Origin of the sequence: Streptomyces sp. NPDC059169, assembly GCF_042755225.1 — a bacterium.
Lineage (GTDB): Bacteria > Actinomycetota > Actinomycetes > Streptomycetales > Streptomycetaceae > Streptomyces.
The window spans coordinates 93,756-115,639 of record NZ_JBHZCF010000015.1; the positions used below are offsets into that span (position 1 = coordinate 93,756).

The 21,884-nt window shown below is 71.6% G+C and carries 18 protein-coding genes and 1 pseudogene; 5 read left to right on the plus strand and 14 right to left on the minus strand.

What is annotated here, in order from left to right; genetic code table 11:
• Positions 1-67: 67 nt before the first annotated feature.
• Positions 68-1,243: a hypothetical protein gene (locus ACFXOM_RS25690; protein WP_385039482.1), complete on the minus strand. Its 1,176-nt coding sequence runs from the start codon at positions 1,241-1,243 to the stop codon at positions 68-70.
• Positions 1,244-1,554: 311 nt separating this feature from the next.
• Between ACFXOM_RS25690 and ACFXOM_RS25695 the strand changes: the two genes are divergently transcribed.
• A complete protein-coding gene (locus ACFXOM_RS25695; protein WP_384942064.1) occupies positions 1,555-2,211 on the plus strand; it encodes a class F sortase in 657 nt (218 codons plus the stop codon).
• 38 nt (positions 2,212-2,249) lie between these two features.
• Here the strand turns inward: ACFXOM_RS25695 and ACFXOM_RS25700 are convergent.
• Positions 2,250-3,081, minus strand: a pseudogene (locus ACFXOM_RS25700) (polysaccharide deacetylase family protein).
• A 111-nt stretch (positions 3,082-3,192) separates the two neighbouring features.
• Entirely contained in the window at positions 3,193-6,516 is a 3,324-nt protein-coding gene (gene lysX / locus ACFXOM_RS25705) for a bifunctional lysylphosphatidylglycerol synthetase/lysine--tRNA ligase LysX (RefSeq protein ID WP_384942066.1), read from the minus strand.
• A gap of 60 nt (positions 6,517-6,576) precedes the next feature.
• On the opposite strand from lysX, the gene ACFXOM_RS25710 reads away from it, so the two are divergent.
• The 3 genes from ACFXOM_RS25710 (at position 6,577) to ACFXOM_RS25720 (ending at position 8,741) form a co-directional block, all read left to right on the plus strand.
• A complete protein-coding gene (locus ACFXOM_RS25710; protein WP_384942068.1) occupies positions 6,577-7,038 on the plus strand; it encodes a universal stress protein in 462 nt (153 codons plus the stop codon).
• Positions 7,039-7,461: 423 nt separating this feature from the next.
• On the plus strand, positions 7,462-7,998 hold the full coding sequence (locus ACFXOM_RS25715; RefSeq protein ID WP_384942069.1) for a sigma-70 family RNA polymerase sigma factor: 537 nt from the start codon (positions 7,462-7,464) through the stop codon (positions 7,996-7,998).
• Between the two features lie 218 nt (positions 7,999-8,216).
• Positions 8,217-8,741: a hypothetical protein gene (locus ACFXOM_RS25720; RefSeq protein WP_384942070.1), complete on the plus strand. Its 525-nt coding sequence runs from the start codon at positions 8,217-8,219 to the stop codon at positions 8,739-8,741.
• Between the two features lie 79 nt (positions 8,742-8,820).
• On the opposite strand, the gene ACFXOM_RS25725 is transcribed toward ACFXOM_RS25720, so the two are convergent.
• From ACFXOM_RS25725 to ACFXOM_RS25750, 6 genes are all read right to left on the minus strand, one after another.
• Positions 8,821-10,029 (minus strand): sensor histidine kinase, encoded by a 1,209-nt coding sequence (locus ACFXOM_RS25725; protein ID WP_384942072.1) that lies wholly within the window; start codon positions 10,027-10,029, stop codon positions 8,821-8,823.
• Complete coding sequence (locus ACFXOM_RS25730) at positions 10,026-11,759, minus strand: cation acetate symporter (RefSeq protein ID WP_384942074.1); 1,734 nt, start codon at positions 11,757-11,759, stop codon at positions 10,026-10,028. Before ACFXOM_RS25730 ends, ACFXOM_RS25725 begins: the two co-directional genes overlap by 4 nt.
• 20 nt (positions 11,760-11,779) lie before the next feature.
• Complete coding sequence (locus tag ACFXOM_RS25735; protein ID WP_384942076.1) at positions 11,780-12,160, minus strand: hypothetical protein; 381 nt, start codon at positions 12,158-12,160, stop codon at positions 11,780-11,782.
• 118 nt (positions 12,161-12,278) lie between these two features.
• Positions 12,279-12,551: a hypothetical protein gene (locus ACFXOM_RS25740; RefSeq protein WP_384942078.1), complete on the minus strand. Its 273-nt coding sequence runs from the start codon at positions 12,549-12,551 to the stop codon at positions 12,279-12,281.
• A 158-nt stretch (positions 12,552-12,709) separates the two neighbouring features.
• Positions 12,710-13,528, minus strand: coding sequence for a LytR/AlgR family response regulator transcription factor (locus tag ACFXOM_RS25745; protein ID WP_384942080.1), 819 nt, complete (start codon positions 13,526-13,528; stop codon positions 12,710-12,712).
• 33 nt (positions 13,529-13,561) lie between these two features.
• Positions 13,562-13,795 (minus strand): zf-HC2 domain-containing protein, encoded by a 234-nt coding sequence (locus tag ACFXOM_RS25750; protein ID WP_384942081.1) that lies wholly within the window; start codon positions 13,793-13,795, stop codon positions 13,562-13,564.
• Between the two features lie 179 nt (positions 13,796-13,974).
• On the opposite strand from ACFXOM_RS25750, the gene ACFXOM_RS25755 reads away from it, so the two are divergent.
• Positions 13,975-14,646 (plus strand): zf-HC2 domain-containing protein, encoded by a 672-nt coding sequence (locus ACFXOM_RS25755; RefSeq protein ID WP_384942083.1) that lies wholly within the window; start codon positions 13,975-13,977, stop codon positions 14,644-14,646.
• 42 nt (positions 14,647-14,688) lie between these two features.
• On the opposite strand, the gene ACFXOM_RS25760 is transcribed toward ACFXOM_RS25755, so the two are convergent.
• The 5 genes from ACFXOM_RS25760 to ACFXOM_RS25780 form a co-directional block, all read right to left on the minus strand.
• Positions 14,689-15,552, minus strand: coding sequence for an Fpg/Nei family DNA glycosylase (locus tag ACFXOM_RS25760; RefSeq protein ID WP_384946963.1), 864 nt, complete (start codon positions 15,550-15,552; stop codon positions 14,689-14,691).
• A 168-nt stretch (positions 15,553-15,720) separates the two neighbouring features.
• Complete coding sequence (locus ACFXOM_RS25765) at positions 15,721-16,566, minus strand: poly-gamma-glutamate hydrolase family protein (RefSeq protein ID WP_384942087.1); 846 nt, start codon at positions 16,564-16,566, stop codon at positions 15,721-15,723.
• Between the two features lie 184 nt (positions 16,567-16,750).
• Entirely contained in the window at positions 16,751-18,136 is a 1,386-nt protein-coding gene (locus tag ACFXOM_RS25770) for a wax ester/triacylglycerol synthase family O-acyltransferase (protein WP_385039485.1), read from the minus strand.
• A gap of 92 nt (positions 18,137-18,228) precedes the next feature.
• A complete protein-coding gene (locus ACFXOM_RS25775; RefSeq protein ID WP_384942091.1) occupies positions 18,229-20,319 on the minus strand; it encodes a SpoIIE family protein phosphatase in 2,091 nt (696 codons plus the stop codon).
• 57 nt (positions 20,320-20,376) lie between these two features.
• Entirely contained in the window at positions 20,377-21,774 is a 1,398-nt protein-coding gene (locus tag ACFXOM_RS25780) for a DUF6777 domain-containing protein (RefSeq protein ID WP_385039488.1), read from the minus strand.
• Positions 21,775-21,884 lie beyond the last annotated feature (110 nt).

A 21,884-nucleotide genomic window follows, 5' to 3' on the forward strand; every position in this document is an offset into this window, starting at 1 on the left:
TGGCGAGTTGGACGCAGCCGCTTCTGGAGCCCTACGCACAGGACATCGCCGCCTTCCTCGCGACCGGTCAGGCCTTCCCGCGCTCGAGGCGGCGGCGCCGGATGAGGTAGAAGGCGCCACCGGCGGCCGCGGTGGCGACCAGACCGCCACCCGCGGCCATTTCGGTGTTCGACGGACCCATGGAACCGCCGATACCCCCGAGTGCGCCGCGTGCGGCGAGCACGGTGATGGTCTGGGTGGCAATCCTGTTGCTGTCGTTGCACCGGACGGCGAGGTTGTACACGCCAGGCGTCGCCCGGTCGAAGATCCTGGCGGTTGCGGCGGCGCCACCGCGGCCGTCGTTGCGGAATCCGTTGTTGTTGCCGCGGCCGTTGTTGTTGCCGCGGCCATTGTTGTTCCCCCGACCGTTGTCGTTGCCCCGACCGTTGTTGTTCCCCCGACCGTTGTCGTTGCCCCGACCGTTGTCGTTCCCCCGACCGTTGTCGTTCCCCCGACCGTTGTCGTTCCCCCGACCGTTGTCGTTCCCCCGACCGTTGTCGTTGCCCCGACCGTTGTCGTTGCCCCGACCGTTGTCGTTGCCCCGACCGTTGTCGTTGCCGCGGCCATTGTCGTGCCCGCGACCATTGTTGTTCCCCGGGCCGTTGTCGTGCCCGCGACCGTTGTTGTTGAAGCCGCTACCGTCGTTCCGGAAGTCGTTGTTGTTGCGAGGGTCATTGTTGAAGCCGCCGGTGCCCCCCACGCCGTCGTTGCCGTTCCCTGCACGGCTGCCGTTCACCAGGCCGTTGCCGCCCAGGCCGCCGTCGGTGGGCAGGCCGCTGTTCCCCAGAGCGTTGTTCCCCAAGCCGTCCCCACCGAAGCCGCCTTCAGCCGGGAGGCGGCCGCTGCCCGTTCCGCTGTCGGTGAGGGTCCCCCCACCCGCCACGCCGTTGCCACTGTCGCCCTGGCTCGGGGCACCCTGCGCGCCGGGGGCGCCCTGCGCGCGTGGAGCCGCATTCGGACCGAAGGCGCCGCTGCCCAGGATGAGGTTGGCTGCCGGAAAGGCGTTGGACGTGACCGTGCCACCACGGCTACAGCCGTCGACCAGGACGGTCAAGGTCGCGCCCTGGTGTGCCGCGGACGGGGAGAGCCGGACGTTGCTCGGACCGTTGCCACCCCCGGAGGTGGTGGCGGCGGCCAGCGGCGCTGAGAGCCCCGCGGCCGCGCAAGCGGTGATCGCCACCGCGAGAGCGCGTGAAGGACGCATGGTTGAACCTCCAGTGGAAGGCGCCCCGGAGCGGTGCTCCAAGAGATTCGACGAAAACGCCGTCCAATCCGAACACTCACGGACCTGCGCATTCGCCGCATTTCGGGACTCGTCCACCCCGGTGATCCCGTACGCCTCTCCGGGCGTCTCGGACCTGATGGAGTCGCAGGTCACAGAGCATCAGAGCATTTTGTCCAACCATGCACTCGGATGGGGCACCCCAAGTGGCCGTACCACCCGTTCGCCCTTCTCCGGTCGCCGCATCCCGCACGCGCACTTAGCGTGCCTGCAGACGATGAGATGGGAGAACCATGGGCCAGGACTACACCGGCTCGGAGGAGAGGAAGCGCAAGCCCTGGGGCGTGCTGGCGCTCGTCATGCTCACGGGGCTGGCGCTGATGAGGAACGGCGTGGACATCGGGATGGGCCCGCCCCAGCCCGCCGTCGCGGCCGGGCTCGACAGCCGGCAGCACCAGGTGCCGGGCGTGCTCACGGGCCCGGTGCAGCCGCTTCCCTACGCTCCCGCTTCCCGGATCGCGATTCCCTCGATCCGGGTCGACGCGCCCATGGTCGACGTCGGACTGGACTCCAACGGCTGGATCACCGCTCCGCCCTCTCAGGACCCCAACCTCGCCGGCTGGTACCAGAACGGCATCGCACCGGGCCAACAGGGCACCGCGGTCATCGTCGGCCACGTCGACAACGCTGCGGGCCCCGCCGTCTTCTACGGGCTCGGCGCCCTGAAGAAGGGCCAGAGCGTCGAGGTGACCCGCTACGACGGCAAGATCGCGGTGTTCGAGGTGTACGGGGTCGAAGTGTTCGCCAAGGACAGCTTCCCCGGGGCCCGCGTCTACGGCGACACCGGCGGCCCGGAGCTGCGGGTCATCACGTGCGGCGGCGGCTACTCACGGGCCGGCGGCTACGACGGCAACGTCGTCGTCTTCGCCCGGATGGTCGCCACGCGATGAGCGGCCGGCCCTCTCTCGGGCCGGCCCCCACCGCCCGCTCACCGGACGGGCACCGTGATCCGGAACCCGGAGTCCGGCAGTGCCGGAAGGTGGCGGCGGAGCGCCGCCACGCTCTGCGAACGGTCTCCGCCCGCGTCGTGGGACAGGACCACGGCCCCCGGCTCCCGGCCGTCCAGGACACGGCGGGCGATCACCGACGTGCCGGGCCGTTGCCAGTCCCGGGTGTCGACGGTCCACGCGAGTGGCTCCCTGCCCAGCTCCGCGCCGATCTCGAAGGAGGGCTTGTTCCACGCTCCGTAGGGTGCCCGGTACCAGAGCGGCGGGGCACCGAGGGTCTTCTCGATGAGGTCGCTCGTCCGTCCGAGCTCGTCGCGGATGCCGGACCGGCGCAGCTCCGTGACCAGCGGATGGGACCAGGAGTGGTTGCCCACCACATGACCGTCGTCGGCCATCGTGCGGAGCACGTCCGGTTGCCGCGTGGCCATGGCGCCGCAGACGAAGAACATCGCCTCGCACTCCGTGCGTCCGGAGGACGTCGAGGACCGCCGGGGTGTGGCGGGGGTCCGGACCGTCGTCGAAACTCAGCACCATGGAGCGTCCCAGTGACGGCAGTTGCAACAACGGCCGCCGCCGGACCGGGGTAGCGGTCCCGGCCACCCGCGCCGGGGTGTACCCGGTGATCGGTCGCAGCCGGTACGCGGGAGCACGCCGGGCGACATCGATCGGCGCCGGGCCCGCCGCGGGCGGGGGCTCGGATCTCATCTGCCCGGGCTCTTCCAAGCCGAACAGCGGCACCAGGGTGGCGGCGGCGACGCAGGCCGTGATGCGCAGCAACGCACGCCGGTCCGGCGCTATCCGATCGTTCTGCATGAGCAATGGCCGCCATGGACGAAGCCCGACACGCCAGAGCGGCACCAGTTCGAGAATGACAAACTCTCGACGGGGTCGTCTTCCAAGACGCCCGGTCGGACCGTCGTCCGATCAATACCGTCGCACCAGGGGGAAAGGCAGGGTGTCACGGATGGTCAGACCGGTCAGGAACATCACCAGCCGGTCGACGCCGATGCCGAGCCCGCCGGTGGGGGGCATCGCGTACTCCAGCGCGTCGAGGAAGTCCTCGTCGAGCTCCATGGCCTCCGGGTCGCCGCCCGCGGCCAGCAGCGACTGCGCGGTGAGCCTGCGCCGTTGCTCCACCGGGTCGGTCAGCTCCGAGTAGGCGGTGCCCAGTTCGGTGCCGAAGGCGACGAGGTCCCAACGCTCGGCCAGGCGCGGGTCGCGGCGGTGCTGGCGGGTCAGCGGGGAGACGTCAGTCGGGAAGTCCTTGTAGAACGTGGGGAGTCGGGTCTTCTCCTCGACGAGTCGTTCGTACATCTCCAGGACGACGTCGCCCCGGGTGTCCTCGGGGGTGTGCGGCACTCCGGCGAGGTCGCACAGCCTGCGCAGGGTGCCCTCGTCGGTGTCGGCGTCGACATGTTCGCCGAGTGCCTCGGACACCGCTCCGTAGAGCGTCTTGACCGGCCACGGTCCGGAGATGTCGTGCTCGACGAGCACGCCGTCGGGGCCCGCCTTGTGAGCGATCGGCGAACCGAACGCCGCGGTGGCCGCTTTCTGGATCAGCTCGCGGGCCAGATCGAGCATCACGTCGTAGTCAGCGAACGCCTGGTAGGCCTCCAACATCGTGAACTCGGGGTTGTGCTTGTACGAGACCCCCTCGTTGCGGAAGGTCCGGCCCATCTCGAAGACTTTCTCCATGCCACCCACACACAGCCGTTTCAGATAGAGCTCGGGGGCGATGCGCAAGTAGAGATCGAGGTCGTAGGCGTTGATGTGGGTGGTGAAGGGACGGGCGTTGGCGCCGCCGTGGATCTGCTGGAGCATCGGCGTCTCGACCTCGAGGTAGCCACGGTCCAGCAGCCCCTGGCGCAGTGCCTGTACTGCGGTGGAGCGGGCACGCACGACACCGCGCGCATCGGCACTCGCGACCAGGTCGAGGTAGCGCCGCCGTACGCGGGCCTCGGGATCGGTGAGCCCCCGCCGCTTGTCGGGCAGGGGCCGCAGGCACTTGGCGGTGAGCTGCCAGGAGGACGCGAAGACGGTCAGTTCACCCCGGTCGCTGGTGCCGATCTCACCCGTGGCAGTGATGTGGTCGCCCAGGTCGGCGTCCGTGGTGAAGCCCGCGAGGACCTCCGGTCCCGATCCGTCGCGGGTGAAGGTGATCTGCAGGTCCCCCGACCAGTCGCGCAGCACGGCGAACACGACGCCGCCGAAGTCGCGCACGGCCACGACGCGCCCGGCGACGGTGGCCCTCTCGCCCGTGCGCGCGCCGGGCTCGAGGGACGGGTGTGCTGCGCGGACCACGCCGAGGGTGCTGGTGCGGGCCGCGACGCCCACCGGGTACGGGTCGATGCCCCGCTCGCGCAGCCGTTCCATCTTCTGGTGGCGGATCCGCACCTGCTCGGGAAGCTTGCGCTCCCCCATCGGGGCCACGGTGTCGGGGCCCGCCAGGTCCAGCGCCTCGATCGGCGGCAGGGCGGCCGTGCCCCCCACCGGCCCGGTGACACCGTGCGCCCTCGCCGCCCTTCCCCAGCGCTTGCGGAGCCGGGGCACGGAGACGAACCCTTCGGCGATGCCGGATGCGAGGCCGATACGAGCCAGCGAACCGGCGTCCCCGTAGCAGAGGAACCGCGGGTACCAAGCGGGCTGGTACTTGACGTTGGAGCGGTACAGGGCCTCCAGTTGCCACCACCGCGAGAAGAACAGGAGCAGCCTGCGCCAGAGCCGGATGACCGGGCCCGCGCCGATCCTGGCACCTTCCTCGAAAGCCGAGCGGAAGACGGCGAAGTTGAGGGAGACCCGGCGGATCCCGAGCTGCGGGGCGGCCTCGCACAGCTCGGCGACCATGAACTCCATGATGCCGTTGGGGGCGTGGTCCCGGTCGCGGCGCATGACGTCGAGGGAGATCCCGTCGCGCCCCCAGGGGACGAACGAGAGCAGGGCGATCAGCCTCGGGTCCGCGGCCGGGTCCCCGTCGAATGCCTCGACGAGCAGGCAGTCGCCGTCCGCGGAGTCGCCGAGTCGGTCCAGGGCCATGGAGAATCCACGTTCCGTCTCGGTGTCCCGCCAGGCGTCCGCCCTGCCGACGACCTGCTTCATCTCCTCGTCGGAGACGGCGGAGTGACGGCGGATGCGCGTGGTGGCTCCGAGCCTGCGGACCCGGCCCACAGCCTGTCTGGTGACGCGCATGTCGCGGCCGTCGAGGTCGAAGCGGTCGACGTGCAGGATGGCCTCGTCACCGAGCTGGATGGCGCCGAGCCCGGAGCGGGCGTAGACCCGGGCGCCGTCCTCGGAGGCGCCCATGACCGCGGGCGCCCACGCGTAGCGCCGGGCGACGTCCAGCCAGGACTCGATGGCGGGTGTCCATGCCTCCTTGTCCCCGACCGGGTCGCCGCTGGCCAGGGCGACTCCGGCCTCGACGCGGTAGGTGACGGCCGCCTTGCCGTTGGGTGAGAAGACCACGGCCTTGTCGCGGCGGGTGGCGAAGTAGCCGAGGGAGTCCTGGGAACCGTATGCGCCGAGCAGTGCCCGGATGCGGGGTTCCTCGTCGCCGTGCAGGGCTGCTTCCATGCGTTGGGAGCGGAAGAGGGTGGCGGCGGAGTTGAGCAGGGCGAGTGCGCCGAACAGGCCGAGGAGGAAGTAGAGGACGCGGGGAGGCGAGCCGTCGAACTGGGCGTTGGACGCCAGTCCGCCGAGCACCCGGTTGGCCGACCACAGCAGCCTCTGTTCGGGAACGAGCGTGTACGGGAACAGCTCGACCAGGCCCCAGCCGACGAGGATTCCGAGGGCCAGTCCGAGGACCAGTACGAGGAGCGCCCGCCGCAGCGCGCCCCGCCGGGTCAACGCGTAGAACTCATGGCGCGCGAGCACCAGGACCACCAGGGCGACGAGGCACACCACGAGGCTGGGCAGCCATTCCCAGCCGGGCTGGAAGGCCAGGGCGAGGACGTTGCTCAGGACGACCAGGACCAGGTACGCGACGACCAGCCACCAGGCGACCTTCTTCCGGGCGCCGATCGCCGCGGCGAGCAGCATCAGGAAGACCGCGTAGGCGAGGTTGGCGCTGACGGGTACGGCGACGCGATCGAGGAACACGGCGACGGGACGGAGTAGGCGCCGGAGGGGGGCGATGAGCGCCAGCACCGCGCAGAACACCCCGAGCAGGGCGAAGAACATCGCGAACCCGTCCGGCACCCTGCCGGTGAGGCGGCTGCGGATGGCGGCGGGGCGCTGCTGCACGCTGACGCTCATGCTCCGCACTCTAGGGAGACCGGCGCCGGGCCGCCTGTCGGCGGCGATAACCTCGGTGCCGTGAACGATCGACAGGCCCCAGATTTCGAGCGCGGCACGGACGGACCGAAGGTCGTCGTCGTGGGCGTGGACGGTTCCGATTCGTCGCTGCGTGCGGCGGCGTACGCGAGCGGCCTCGCCCGCAGGCAGAACGCCCTGTTGGCCGTCGTCTACGTGCAGCCGGTCATGGCGGCGGGAGCGGCTCTGGGAGTACCCGTCGCGGACACCACGAGCGAGATCGCACAGGACCTGGTGACGCAGATCCGCGCGGCGGCGGAGCGGGTGCGGGGCATCTGGGACGTCCGCTGGGAGTTCCACACCTTCCGCGGCGACCCGTACGGTGGGCTGGTCGACGCCGCGGACCGGCTGAGGGCCGACGCGGTGGTCGTCGGCGCCTCGGAATCGGCGGGGCACCGCATCGTCGGATCGGTGGCAGTGCGGCTGGTGAAGGCCGGACGGTGGCCGGTGACCGTGGTGCCGTGACCATGGCCCACCAACCGGCCCGCACCGCACCGGGCAGGAGCACGGGCGTCCTGGGCCGCGGCCGACCGTCGGTCCTCAACGGTGCGCGACCGGCCCGTCCCGGTCGCGCGCCGCGCCCCAGGACGGCACGGCGGACGCGGTGGCGCACGGGACGAACCGCGCCGCGCCCGATCGCCCCGTGGACGTTGACGGCCCGTCCCGCCGCCGTACCCGTCCGCTGCGGGACGCATTCGGCCCGTCCGCTCCACCTGCCGGCGCGGCTCCGGGAGGAGGAAACCGGTCCGGCCGCCCGCTCGCCGCACCATTCGCCGCTCGGTGCGACCGCTCAACGCACGTCCGGGCCCGACGCCTGTCCCCCGGGACGGCTGATGCGTTCGGATACGGCACAGAGCCTCCGGAGAGCAGCACGAAAGGATGCCGACGATGGTGACGGCGACGACCGACGAGCGGGCCCTGGCCGAGCTGCAGCGCGAACACGGTCCCGCCCTGCTGGGCTTCCTCCTCGGGCTGACCTACGGGGACCAGCAGCGTGCCGAGGACCTCCTCCAGGAGACGCTGGTGAAGGCTTGGCAGCATCCGGAGGCGTTCGACGCGCCCTACGCCTCGATGCGCCCGTGGCTCTTCACGGTCGGCCGGCGCCTCGCGATCGACGCGCGCCGTTCCCGGATGGCCCGGCCCGCCGAGATCGGCGACGACATGCTCGCTGCCACGCCGGATCCGTCCGACGTCACCGACCGGGCGGTCGCGGCTCTCGACGTCCGGAACGCGGTCCGCTCCCTGAGCCCCGAGCACCGTGCGGTGATGGTGCAGATCTACTTCCAAGGTCGCAGTGTCGCGGAGGCCGCCCGGGCGCTCGGCATCCCGGCCGGCACCGTCAAGTCGCGCAGCCACTACGCGCTGCGGGCGCTGGCCCGCAGTCTCCCCGGTTACAGCAGGGCACCGGTCCCCTCCGCCGCCTGACCGGACGGCCTGCCCCACCCGATACGGTGCCGCGCCGCAGGGTCACTTCAGCATCCGATTCCCCATCGGGGGTCTGGTCTCCCTGGTGCCACGCACTCACGGCGCCCCGATTCGAAACGAGCCGCACGAGTTGAGTAAAGAGGAACCCTGACGCGTGTCTCCCGGTGGAGGCTCGTCGTCGAGACCCGAGCAGAACACGTCCGGGAGAGGTGGAGAGAGTGCGGCCCGAGAGCACGAACGGCACCAGCGGAGGCGGTCTGGCGGTTCCGATGGCCTGGCTGTGTGCCGAGTTCATCGCCGACGAGGTGCTGCGCACCGGCGGCCTGGTGGAGAGTGGATCACTGGAGTTCAGAGCAGGCAGGGAGACCCTGGCTCTCACGGTCTACCTGTGTGACAGCGGCGACGGGCCGGGCGGCGGCCGGACCACGGCCGGACCGGACGACTGGCTCTCGGTCACGGCGCACGGACACCCCTGGCTGGAGTGGGCGCGCGAACGCATGGCCGCCAGGGAGGTCCGCGAACGCGACGGCTCCGGGCCCGGCCCCGACCTGGCGCTGGCCCGGAACGCCTGGCACTGGTTGCAGCGGACGGAGCTGCTCGCCACGGACCTCGGGGAGGACGCCCTGCGGCCCTGGCACCCCGCCCTGCCGATGGAACCGACCGTGGACGAGTCGGCGCAGGTGTGGACCCCGGCCTGGCGGCTCGGCGTACCCCTGGGACACCTCGCCGTCCATTTGTTCTGAGGTCGCGGCAGCTGTTCTCCCGGCCGGGCAACCGGCGGCGCGGGGGCCGCTGCCTCGCCGCGGACCGAGCGCCCCATGCTCAGCCCGGGTGGGAGTTCTTGTGCACGCCCGCCCGGTACTTGGGGATCCTCACGGTGATCTTCATTCCAGCCCCGATGCCCGTCTCGATGACCATGCCGAAGTCGTCGCCGTACACCTGGCGCAGCCGCTCGTCGACGTTGGACAGTCCGATGCCGACCGAGCGGGTGCCCTCCCCGGCGAGGATCCGCCGCAGCACTGCGGGATCCATCCCGACCCCGTCGTCCTCGATGACCACCACGGCCTCGGAGCCGGCGTCCTGTGCCGAGATCGAGACCCGGCAGGCGTCCTTGGAGTCCTCCAGCCCGTGCTTGACGGCGTTCTCCACGAGCGGCTGGAGGCAGAGGAAGGGCAGGGCGACGGGGAGGACCTCGGGCGCGACCTGGAGGGTCACCTGCAGCCGGTCACCGAAACGTGCACCGGCGAGGGCGAGGTACTGCTCGATGCACCGCAACTCGTCGGCGAGGTGGGTGAACTCACCGTGCCTGCGGAAGGAGTACCGGGTGAAGTCAGCGAACTCCAGCAGGAGTTCGCGGGCCCGCTCGGGGTCGGTGCGGACGAACGAGGCGATCGCGGCGAGCGAGTTGAAGATGAAGTGGGGGGATATCTGCGCACGCAGGGCCCGGATCTCGGCCTCGATGAGCCGGGTGCGGGAGCTGTCGAGTTCGGCGAGCTCCAGCTGCACGGACACCCATCGGGCCACTTCGGTGGCGGCCCGCACCAGCACCGCGGACTCCTTCGAACCGTACGCGACGAGCGCACCGAGCACGCCCTCCTCGCCGGTGAGCGGGGCGATGACCGCCCAGCGCAACGGGCACTCCACTCGTTCGCAGTCGGTGCGGATGCTCTCGCTCCGGCCGGACTCCAGGACGTCTGCGACCCGACGCATGACGCGCTGCTGATGGTGGTCGCCGCCGGAGCCGTCCCAGGCGAGAACGGCCTCGCGGTCGGTGAGGCACAGGGCCTCGGTGCCGAGTAGCGACCGCAGCCGGCGGGCGGCCTTCCGGGCGGTTTCCTCGGTCAACCCCGCCCGCAGGGGTGGCGCGGCGAGCGAGGCGGTGTGGAGGGTGTGGAAGGTGGCGTGCTCCACCGGGGTGCCGAGCTCGAGGTCGTGGCTGCCGCGCCGGGCGGTGCGCCGACCGAGGGCGAACCCCGCCGTGAGCAGAACGGTTCCGGCGGCGGCCAGTGCGGCGAGGGCCGTTCCACTCATGACCGGGCCCTTTCCTGCTGCGGCCGGCCGAGCAGGTCCTCGGGGAGGTGGAGTCGGGCGAGGGTGGCTGCGGCGCCCGGGGGCACATGGCGCGGGGTGGCGAGCGAGACCAGCACCATGATGAGGAAGCCGAGCGGAACGGACCAGACGGCGGGCCACGCCATCAGGGTGTGCGCCCACCCCTGGGGGGCGAGGCCGGCGCGGGTGGCCATGACGGCGGTCAGCGCGGCTCCGCCCCCGCACACGAGCCCCGCGGCGGCACCGGGCGGGGTGAGGCGCCGCCACCAGATGCCGAGGACGAGCAGCGGGCAGAAGGAGGACGCGGAGACGGCGAAGGCCAGTCCGACGGCGTCGGCAACGGGCACGTGGGTGGCGAACACGCTCACGGCGAGCGGCACCGCCATGGCGAGGGGGGCCGCGATCCGGAAGTGGTGTACGCCGCGCGAGGGAAGGACGTCCTGGCTGAGGACGCCCGCGACGGACATCGTCAGCCCGGAGGCGGTGGAGAGGAAGGCGGCGAAGGCGCCCCCCGCCAGCAACGCTCCGAGCAAGTCACCGGTGAGCCCGCCGATCATCCGTTCCGGAAGGACGAGCACGGCGGCGTCGGCTTCGCCGGTGAGCGCGAGTTCGGGTGCGTAGATCCGGCCGAGGGCGCCGTATACGGGCGGCAACAGGTAGAAGGCGCCGATCAGACCGAGCACGACGAGGATGGTGCGGCGTGCGGCGCGCCCGTTGGGGCTGGTGTAGAAACGCACGGCGACGTGGGGCAGGCCCATGGTGCCGAGGAAGGTGGCGAGGATCAGTCCGTACGTGGCGTACAGCTGGTAGCCGTCGCGCCCGCCCGCGAGGGGCTGGGACCAGCTGAACGGGTCCGTACCGGCGGTGGCCCGCTCGGGCACCTGAGCACCCCGGGAGAAGGCGAGGGTGGTCCCGGCGTCGATGCGGTGCTGGCCGTGGCCGAGGGTGAGCCGCTCGCCGTCGACGCGAGCGCCGTCGACGCGTCCCGACGCGGTGACGGTGAGCGGCTGTTCCAGTTCCACCCGTATCGTGTCGTCGATCGTGACGACCGCGTGCTCGCGGAAGACGGTCGGCGCGTCGAAGCGGGCGCGCGGGGCGTCGTCGCCGATCCAGGCGGTGACGAGGAACAGCGCCGGCACCAGCAGGGTGGTGAGCTTCAACCAGTACTGGAACGCCTGGACGAAAGTGATGGACCGCATGCCCCCGGCGGCCACGGCTCCGGTGACGACGACGGCGACGACGACCCCGCCGACCCAGCCGGGCGCCCCGGTGAGGATCTCCAGGGTGAGCCCCGCGCCCTGGAGCTGCGGCAGCAGGTAGAGCCAGCCGATACCGACGACGAAGAGGCTGGCGAGGCGCCGCACCGCGGCCGACTCGAGCCGGGCTTCGGCGAAGTCGGAGAGCGTGTACGCCCCCGAGCGTCGCAGCGGCGCCGCCACGAGCACCAGCAGCACGAGGTAGCCCGCGGTGTAGCCGACGGGGTACCACAGCATGTCGGGGCCCTGGAGGAGCAGGAGGCCGGCGATACCGAGGAACGAGGCGGCGGACAAGTACTCGCCGCTGATGGCGGCGGCGTTGAGGCGGGGGCCGACGGTGCGCGAGGCCACGAGGAAGTCGGACGTCGTCCGGGACACCCGCAAGCCGAGGGCGCCGATGAGGACGGTGGCGACGACGACGGAGGTGACGGCCGACACCGCGTAGGTCTGGTTCACCGCTTCTCCCCCACGGTGCGTCAGCGGCCTTCCACGAGTCCGGTGAAGTCGCGCTCGTTGCGCTCGGCGCGCCGCACGTACCAACGGGCGATGAGCCACATGACCGGGTACGCGACCACGCCGAGGGTCACCCAGGCGAACGGCCCAGGGGAGGAGAACGAGCCGAGAACGGCGGAGGGGAAGGCGAACAGCAGGGGCAGCGTGCCGACGATGAGCGCGAGCACCCCGAGCGCGCACAGCGCTGCGCGCAGTTGGCTGCGCATCAAGGAGCGGACGTAGACGGTGCCCAGCGCGGTCTGCTCGCTGATCTCGGAACGCGCCGGGGCGTGGCCGGGACGGCGCCGCACGCCCCGGCGCACTCCCGTGACGACTTCCCGGCGGGGTGGCAGCTCTGCCGACATCGGTGTCCGCTCCCGGCATCTCTCGGTGACTCGCTCGGACAGGGGTTCGTGGAGTCTACGCAGCAGGGATGACGGAGGGTAGGCGCCGGCGGTACCGGGCGCTCCGGGGACCGTGCCGTCAACGTCCGGCGCCTCGACGTGTGCAGTCGGCGAGAGCGATCTCCAGTTCGACGTACGACTCCTCGGCGCGGCGGAAGGCGACCTCGAGGGCCGCTTCGGCGCGCGGGCCGACCCGTCCCGTGGCGGACTCCCGAATCTCGTCGAGCACGTCGGCCCAACGCCCCGCGGCGCTGCGGGCCCTGGCGAGGAGCGATCCGAGATCGTCGCGGCCGGCGGGCCTGAGGGCCTTCAGCGCGTGGAGCTCCTGCAGCAGCGCTTCGATATCGGACATCGGGCCCCTTCGACGGCTTCCCGATCAAGCGTAGGCGGGCTCGGGTTCGGTGGGCGTGGATTCCGGGTTCCGGTCGGTCGGCGGGGTCCACCCGTCGCCGTACGGGCACCGCGCCGCGACGAACGGCTCCCGCCCACGCCGAACGGCTGTATCGGCCGTCACCGCCGGGCGTGGTGCATCAGCAGGTCACGCAGCTGGCGGGCGTGGCGGCGGCTCACGGCGAGTTCCGCCGTACCGACCCGGACCGTGGTGGCTCCCGCGTCCAGGCGCAGTTCGTCGATGCGCCCGAGGGCGACGAGGTGGCTTCGGTGGATCCTGACGAACCCTCGGGCGGCCCAACGTTCCTCGAGGGTGGAGAGGGGGATCCGGACGAGGTGGCTGCCCTCGGCCGTGTGGAGCCGGGCGTAGTCGCCCTGTGCCTCGACGTACGCGATGTCGTCGATCGGCACGAAGCGCGTGACCCCGCCGAGTTCCACCGGGATCTGCTCGGGTGCACCGCTCGGCGCCCCGGTGACGACGTGACCCCCTGGCGCCGGCACGGCCGCAGCGGCGGTGCCGAGCGGTGCCCCGGGTGCCGGGGCACGGGGCGCGAGGCGCTCGGTGACCCTGCGCACGGCTTCGGCGAGCCGCTCCCGACGTACCGGTTTCAGTACGTAGTCGACGGCTTTGAGGTCGAACGCCTGTACAGCGAAGCCCTCGTGGGCGGTGACGAACACGACCATCGGCGGCCTGGCGAATCCGGCGAGGAGACGCGCGACGTCGAGTCCGGTCAGGCCGGCCATGTGGATGTCCAGGAACACGACGTCGACGGCGTCTTCACCGTCCGGGCCCGCGTCGAGCGCACGACCGATGCGGCGCAGTGCCTCGGTGGCGTCGGTGGCTCCTTCGACGCTGCGCACCCGCGGGTCGGACCGCAGCAGGTAGAGCAGTTCCTCGAGTGCCGGTTCCTCGTCGTCGACAGCCAGTACGCGCAGCATGCTGCGGAGTTTAGGCACGCACGTGCGGCAGGACTACCGGCCGCCCCCTTCGGGCCCGCGGGGGCGGCCGCCGCCCGCAGGACTCCCGGCACCGGTCGCCTTCAGGTACGCGATCCGACAAGAGGTGCAATGGGTCAAGTGGCCCGCCACCCGGGCGTGCTCCCCGGGAGCGAGCGCCGCCGCCACGAATGCATCGACCAGAGGCTCCACATGCCGGCTCCCGGGCGTCGGAGCGACCGTCCGGATCTGCGTTTCTTCACCGTTCACTCACTCATTCTGCGGGCTTCCTCCACCCCTTCTCAAGGAAATCGCCCGGAGGTACGACGCCACGGACTTTCCGCACCCATGGATGAGCAGGAAAGCGTTCCTCTGCGTATTCCCTTGCGACCCCACGGTGCATACGAGGCGTATGAACCGTTCGTAGCCGATGAGTCGAAGGATTGGTCATGGATCTGCGGGACCGGCACCAGGACGTGGCCGCCTACGCGCTGGGCGTCCTCGACCCTGCTGACGTGTTCCGTTTCGAGGAACACCTGGCCGAGTGCGTGGAATGCGCGGTGCGGCTGCTCGATTTCGCCCCGGTCACCTCGGCGCTGGCCGACCTCGGGGGTGCCGGGATGCCCGTGGCCTCCCCGTCCTCCCGGTTACTGGAGGGGCTGCTCGGCGCGGTCGTGCAGGAGCACCGGCGAAGTGCCCGCCGCAGGTTGCGCCTGGTGGCGGTGGCGGCAGCCCTGATCGTCGGGCTCCCCGCCCTCACCGCGGGGCTGCGGGGCGGCGGGACGGACGGCGGCGTGGAGCGGATCGCCGCCACCGACCGGGCGACCGGGGTGTACGGCGCTGCTGATCTGCGCGCTTCGGACTCGGGTACCGCGGTCGCACTGCGCATCGCCCGGCTGCGCGGGCCGCGCGCCTGCCAGCTCCTCGTGGTCGGCGCGGACGGCGAGAAGCACCAGATCGGCACGTGGTCAGTGCGGCCCGCCGGGTACGGGATCCCCGGCTCGCCCGAGGCGGCGGAGCCCCTCGACATCGAGGTGGGTACGGCACTGTACCCCGAGGAGATCGAGCGGTTCGAGGTCCGCACCATGGAGGGCGAGCACCTGGTGACACTGGCCCACTGATCGCGCCCGTCCTGCCGCGGTCGACCGGCGTTCGCGGAGGTCTCACTTGAGGAGTCGGGACATCCGGCGGTCCGCGAGCGGTTTGCCCCCCGTCTGACAGGTGGGGCAGTACTGCAGCGAAGAGTCGTGGAAGGAGACGTCACGGATCGTGTCGCCGCAGACGGGGCAGGGTTCGCCGGCACGGCCGTGCACCCGCAGGCCGCTCTTCTTCTCGGCTTTCAGACGTCCGGCCGCGAGTCCGCGCGACCTTTCGACCGCGTCCCGGAGCGTCGTGCGCATCGCCTCGTAGAGCGCGGTGGTCTCGTCCCCGGAGAGCTTCGAGGTGAGTTTGTACGGTGACATCCTCGCGGCGTGCAGGATCTCGTCGCTGTAGGCGTTGCCGATGCCCGCGATGAGGCCCTGGTCGCGCAGGGCGCCCTTGATCTGCCGGCGTTCACCGGACAGGAGCGCGGCGAAGGCGTCCCGCACGAAGCCGTCGGCGAGGGGGTCGGGGCCGAGGCGGGCGACACCGGGCACGTCGGCGGGGTCGCGCACGAGGTGGACGGCGAGTCGCTTCGTCGTGCCGGCCTCGGTCAGGTCGAAGCCGTCGCCACCGGTGAGCGCGGTGCGCAGGGCGAGTGGCCCCTTGCCGGGACGGGGTACGCCCGACGGGAGGACGTCCCTCCACTGCAACCAACCCGCACGGGCGAGGTGGACCACCAGGTGCAGGCCGCCCGTGGTGGTGACGTCGAGGAACTTTCCGTGCCGCTGCACGGCGGTGACCTCGGCGCCCTCGACGGCGGCGAGCGGCGGGTCGTGCGTCTTGAGCACGCTGATCGCGACGGGCAGCACCTTGGCGATCTCCTTGCCCACCAGGTGGTCGTCGAGGAACTCTCTGAGAGCTTCCACTTCGGGCAGTTCCGGCATGGGTCCAGCCTGCCGCACCGGAACCGCGGCCGCAGGGCCGACCAGCGGCCGGGCACCGGGGGCCGGCCATACGGGCCGTGCCGGGCGCGACGGCCCGACCACCCACCCGTACGACCGGCCGCCGTCCCGTTCCGTGACCGGCTACCGCCGGCGCCGGCAGCGTGCGGATCAGAGGACGGCCTGCTCCGGGCGCGCCTCCAGCCGTGCGATGGCCCTGCGTGCGGCGCCGACGAAGGCCGTGAACGTGGCGTTGGTGTGGGCGGGCCTGGCGAGTCGGCTGAAGCGCCCCTCCTCGAACAGCCCCTGCCGCAGCTCGGTGGTCATCTCAAGTTGGGCTCCCTTGCGGAGCAGGGTCTTGTTGCAGATGTTGTCCGGGGCCTCACCGGCGAGGGCGGGGACGGTCGAGCCGTCGATGGTCTGGAAGCCGGCAGCCCGGAACTCTTCGTGCAGGCAGGTCTTGAACGTGGTGTTGAGTCCGCCGACGACCACGGCCTCCGGCGCGCCGGCGGAAGCCCCGGCCTGCTCCTTCTTGCAGCCGTGCAGGCTGAGCACGTTGAGGCTGCCCGCAGCCATGGACAGGGCGATCCGGTCGTCGTTGTTGGTCGAGGTGACGTGCAGGCGACCGTTGTCCGCCGCGTCGATGCCTTCGAACATCCAGTAGTCGTGGACCGGTCCGGCCTGCGGAGCGGCTGCGGGCTCCGCGGGGTCGTAACCGGCTATCGCGAGGCACAGCTCGGACGTGCCGCCTTCGATGGCGCCGCCGTGCAGCGCCATGATCGTGGTGCGGTTGAAGGGGTACGTCTGGCCGTCGCTGTTGTCGAGCATCCCGTGGCGCCTGTAGCGCCGGGCGAAAACGGTGCCCTCCTGTCCTGCAAGCTTGGTGTAGAGGTCGGTGTTGGATGCGTACCCATCGGCCGCGGCGGCGGGGGTGGCGGTGAACGCGTCGAGGACGGAGGCGCCGAGGGCAGCTCCGGCGATGCCGGTGAGTACCGTGCGACGGCTGGTGTAGGTCATGCGTGTAATGATCAGTCAGCCCGGGGGTTCGCCGTGTCGATGGGGTGGTGAACAGCGTCACGGCCCGTGGGACGGCGAGTGCACGCCCCGGGGCGTCCGGGGGTGCCCGCGGACCAGGTCCGCGGGCACCGGACAGGAGCCACCCCGCATCGCCCCCGTGCGGGGTGGACACGTGCCGACGCTCCTAGCGGACCAGTGCCCGCAGTGCGGCGAGCTCCTCCTCCGCGCTGCGGGCGAGCCGGTCGACGTCGGGCAGCGCGCGGCCGTCCGCAACGAGCCCGATGTGCACCCGGCCCCCGTACGTCGACATCGCCACGGCGAGCGACTGGCCACGGGCCAGCGGGGCCAGCGGATAGACCTCGCGCAGCGGACAGCCGCCGAGCGACAGCGCGGAGCGCGGCAGCGGCACACTCGTCACCAGCAGGTCGAAGAGCATCCGGGCGGCGTTCCCGGCGAGTGGGGCTCCGAACCTGTGGGCGAACGGAGGCAGTTGGTCGGCCAGCACGGCGACAGCCCCGGCGCCGCGCAGCGGTCCCGCCGCCTTGTTGCGGTCCATGGCGGTGCGGACCACGTAGAGCCTGGTCCAGGGATCGGGCTCGGACACGGGCAGGCCGAGGAGATAGGCGGACAGGGTGTTGCCGGAGCCTACCGGACTTCCCGGGCGGCGCCTCGACACCGGCACGAGGGCACTGGGATCGGCGGCCGGCAGGGTGTTGCCCCGTTCGGTCATCCAGCGCCGCAACGCCCCCGCGAAGGTCGCGAGGAGCACGTCGTTGGCCGTGCCGCCGGCCACCCGGCGCACCTCGTGCACGTCGTCGAGCGGGAGGACGGCGGTGGCGAGCCGGCGCGTGCCGCTGGAGGTCGCGCTGAAGGCGGCCCTACTCCGTGGGTCCACCCGGGCGGCCCGGACGAGGGAGGCGCCGACGAGGGAGGCGCCGACGCCGAAGGCCCGACCGAGCTCCTCGATGCGACCGCGGGCGGTTCCGGCGAACCGCCACGGCCCCGGGGGCCGCGGCATCGGCGTCGGGCCGGCCGTGGCGCGGCGGCCCGGGCGGGAGCCAGAGGAACGCGAGCCGGCGATCTCGTCGAAGATCCCGGCTCCGATGGCGACGGCCCGCATCCCGTCGGCTAGGGCGTGGTGCAGTTTGACGAGCACCCCGAAGGAGTCTTCGGGACCACCGGTGAGCAGGTACATCTCCCATGGCGGCAGGCCCCGTTCGAGCGGGCGCTCCATCAGCTCGCCGGCCGTCCGGCACGCCGTGGCGGCGAAGTCGCCCGCCGGGACCCGCACCTGGCGCAGGTGTCGCGTGACGTCGAAGTCGTTGTCCACCGCCCAGACGGCGCCGCCCACGGGCAGCAGGACGTCGCGCACCCGCATCCGGAGCCGGGGGATCGCGGCTGCCCGGGAGGCGAGCAGGCCGAGGATCTCGTCGCTTCCGGCGACCGTCCGGAGGCCGTCCGGGGACGCGGGCACGTCGAAGTACGCCAGCGCACCGAGGTGCATCGGGTGGTCGGTGGTCTCGAGATGCCAGAACGCCAGATCAAGAGGCGCCAGAAGCTCGGTGCTCAAGGGGGTCCTCATGTCCTAGGAGGGCCGGAACACAGATCTGCAGTCAATCGTCTGCAAACGCTTACGGTCAAGCACTATCCAATCACCCAGGGTTACGATGCTGTGGCGTTGAGGTTTCCCACACGGTCCGGCACACCGAACTCGCACCACACACATTTGCCACTACCGCGCGACTCCACACCCCAGACGTCCGCCAGTCGGTCCACCAACATCAGCCCCCGCCCGGAGACTCCGGACTCGCCGGCCTCGCGGCGGCGCGGCAGCGCACTGGACGGATCCTCCACCTCGACCCGCAACCGCCGCTCCGGACCCTGCAGCACCCGTACCGTCACGATCGCCCCGCCGTCGGTGTGCATCAGGGCATTGGTGATCAACTCGTCGGCGGCGAGTTCGATCTCGTCGGAACGGTCCCCCGCGCCCCAGGCCCGCACCGCGGCCCGGATCATGTGCCGGGCGGAGATGAGCGCCTCCGGGTCGTTCTGCGCCACGTGCTGCTGGAGCCGCCCACCCACCTGGGACGCGTACGCGCCGTGCCTGCGCAGCAGCAGGATCGCCACGTCGTCGTCGCCGGCCCGCTCGTCGACCTCCTCGCACAGCCGGTCCGCGAGAAGTTGCAGGTTCTTGGGGCCGCCCCGCAGCAGGGCCGTGAGCAGCTGCATCCCGTCGTCGAGGTCGGCGCCGGGCAGCTCCACGAGCCCGTCGGTGTACAGCATCAGCGTGTGCCCGGGGTCCATCTCGACCGTGGCGACGGGGTAGTCGAGCCGACCGAACTCTGCGGACAGTCCGAGCGGCAGCCCGCCGTCCACGTGGATGCGGCGGCATTCGCCGTCGGTGCCGAGCAGCAGCGGATCGACGTGCCCGGCCCGCACGATCTGGACCACGCCCGTGGACAGGTCGACCTCTGCGTAGATGCACGTCGCGAAGCGGTCCGTGTCGAGTTCGTGCAGGAACACCGAGGCGCGGGCCATCACGGTGGCCGGGGTGTGGCCCTCGGCGGCGTACGCGCGCAACACGATGCGCAACTGCCCCATGACCGCGGCCGCATGGGTGTCGTGGCCCTGGACGTCGCCGATCACGGCCCCGACACGGCCGCCCGGCAACGGGATGACGTCGTACCAGTCGCCGCCGATGTCCCTGCCGAGCCGGGCGGAGCGGTAGCGGACGGCGACCTGCGCTCCCGTCACCGCGGGGATACGGCGCGGCAGCATGGCCTGCTGCAGGCCCTCGGCGAGGTCGTGCTCCTGCTCGAAGAGGACCGCCCGCTGGAGGCTCTGTGCGATGCTGCTGCCGAGGGCGACGAGGAGATTGCGTTCCTCGGTGGTGAAACCCGTCTTGTCGCTGTAGAGCAGGCCGAGCGCGCCGATGGGGCGGGCCTGCGCGATCAGTGGCATGTAGGCGGCCGAGGTGATGCCGAGACCGCTGATGTGCGGCCAGAGTCGCGGGTAGGAGGTGGCGAAGTCCTCCTTCGATTCGATGAAGCGGGGAGCGAGCGTGCGGATGACCTCGCTCATCGGATACTGCTCATCCACCCGGGTGAAGCGCGTGCCCGGCACGAACGATCCCTCCAACCCCTCGGCGACCAGGTGGATCCTGCCCGACTCCAGCAGGCCGACGACGAGCGTGGTCGCGCCGAGGTGCTCCAGACCGTGCGAGTCCTTCAGGACGTCGATGACGTCCTTCACCGTCCTGGCGTGCGCGAGGGCGGCGGTGGTGCTCTCGACCACGCTGGTCTGGCGCCGGCGCTCCGCGTCGATCTCGGTGCGGGCGGTGGAGTCGGCGAGTTCCTGCGTGGCGTCCCGCACGATGCCGATGATGCGGTGCGGCCGGCCGCGCTCATCGCGCAGCACGGAACCCTGGGTGTGGGTCCAGCGCAGGGAGCCGTCCCGGCAACGGATGCGAAAGTACGCCCCGTAGCTGGCGGTGCCCCTCTTGAGCGCCTGGGAGACGAGTCCGTCCAGCCGGGACGCCTCGCCGTGCGGGAACCGGCGCGCAAGACTCTCGGGGCGTCCGTCGTACTGATCGGCCGGCACGTCGAACACGTCGAGAGCGGGCTGGTCCAGGTGCATGAGCCCGCTGTCGAGGTCCCAGTCGAAGCTGCCCATGCGGTTGAGGGCCAGACTCAGATCCGGGTGGGCGGGCCAGTCGTCGGGGAGTGACAGGGCACCCGCTGCCCGATCAACCATGGTGACACTCTGCCATCATTCATCCGATTTTTCGAGCGAGAGTGCCCTGCCGTCGACTCAGCCCTGGATGGTCTCGCCTGCGGATGGGGCAACCTCGGGGCCCGTGGCGCCACCGGGGAGGGCGGCGTCCGGAGCCACGGCATGGGGCCCGCCGTACGGCCCGTGGTCCGGGTAGGCACCGGCGTCCGGGCCGAGGTCGGGTCCGAAGCCGTAGTCCGGGCCCAGACCGTCGTTGGGATACACACCGTAGTCCGGGTCGATGCCGTCGGGATAGACGCCGTAGTCGAACCCGGGACCGTAGTCCGGGTAGGCACCGGTGTCCGGGCCGGGACCGTAGTCCCGGTAGGCGTCGGGCAGCGGGGCGTCGGGCAACGGGGCGTCCGGCTGCGGGGCCGGCCGCTGGTCGCCCTCGGGCTGCGGGATGGTGCTCCCCTGGCCCTTCGACTGCGGCCCGACGACCCCACCGCCGCCGACATCGGGAACGGGCCGCGCGGGAGCCGGACCGGTGGACGGTGCGCCCTGCCTCGTCGCGTCGGGGCTGGGCGCAGGCGGGGCCACCGCGTTCGGGTTCGCCGACCGGGAGCCGGAGGTGTCGGGACCGCCCGGCTGCGAGCCCGGCACGTCGGCGACGTGGGTGCTCGGCGCGTACCGCGGGGGCACCGCGGGCGTACGGTCGGCCTCCCCGTCCGTACCGCTGCGGCGCTCCAGCCAGCCGGTTCCCGCGATGTCGGCGATCACCAGCTGGTCGATCACATGGGTGGCACGGGTGACGACGACCACCCGGTCGCGGTCGTACCCCCGCCACGCGGTGCCCTTCTCGTCCGGCTCCGCTGCCGTGACGACGGGCGAGGCCAGGGGACTACCCGAAGCACACCGGACCCTCGGCGAGCCGTGTTCGTCGACCAGGACGGCGGTCCCGGTCTGGAGGACCGATTGGTATCGCTGGGCGGTCCCGTCGCGGTAACCGTGGCTGGTGACCCGGGCGTCCGCGCGCAGCACCACCGGTGTGAGTCCGCGCAGGAAGGAAGGGATGTCCTCCTGACTGACGCCGGCGCCCTGGGTGAAGGCGCGCCCCTTGGCCACGTCTGCGGTGAGGAGCCGGATCTGCTGCTCCACGTCGCAGCTCGCGACCGAGCGCGTTCCCCCGTACAGACCAGGCGTCGAACCCAGCACGGCACGGATGGGCCGGACGGTGGTCGGAGCGGTGCCCGCGGCCGAGCCGTGCGGGGCCGGGTTCTTCCCCGAGGCTGCCGTGACGGTGACCGTCGACGGAGTGAACGGGTCGGGTCCTGGCTCTGCCGCACCGAGCAGCCGAACCTCCTGCGAGGCGTCCTTCGCGGTTTGGGGATGACCTGGCAAATTGCTGCAGCCAGTGACCAGTAGTGCGGCCGACAGGCCGGCCGACATCGCGGCCAGCCCGGCGTACCGGCGTTGCATCGGTGAGCGCACGAACATGACCCGCCTTCTCCCGCCTGTATCGGAGCAAATACCCGGAGTGATCACTCCTGTCATGCCTCATCACTCCGGATTCCGCGACTTGAACACGTTCAAGAAGACCTCTAGGC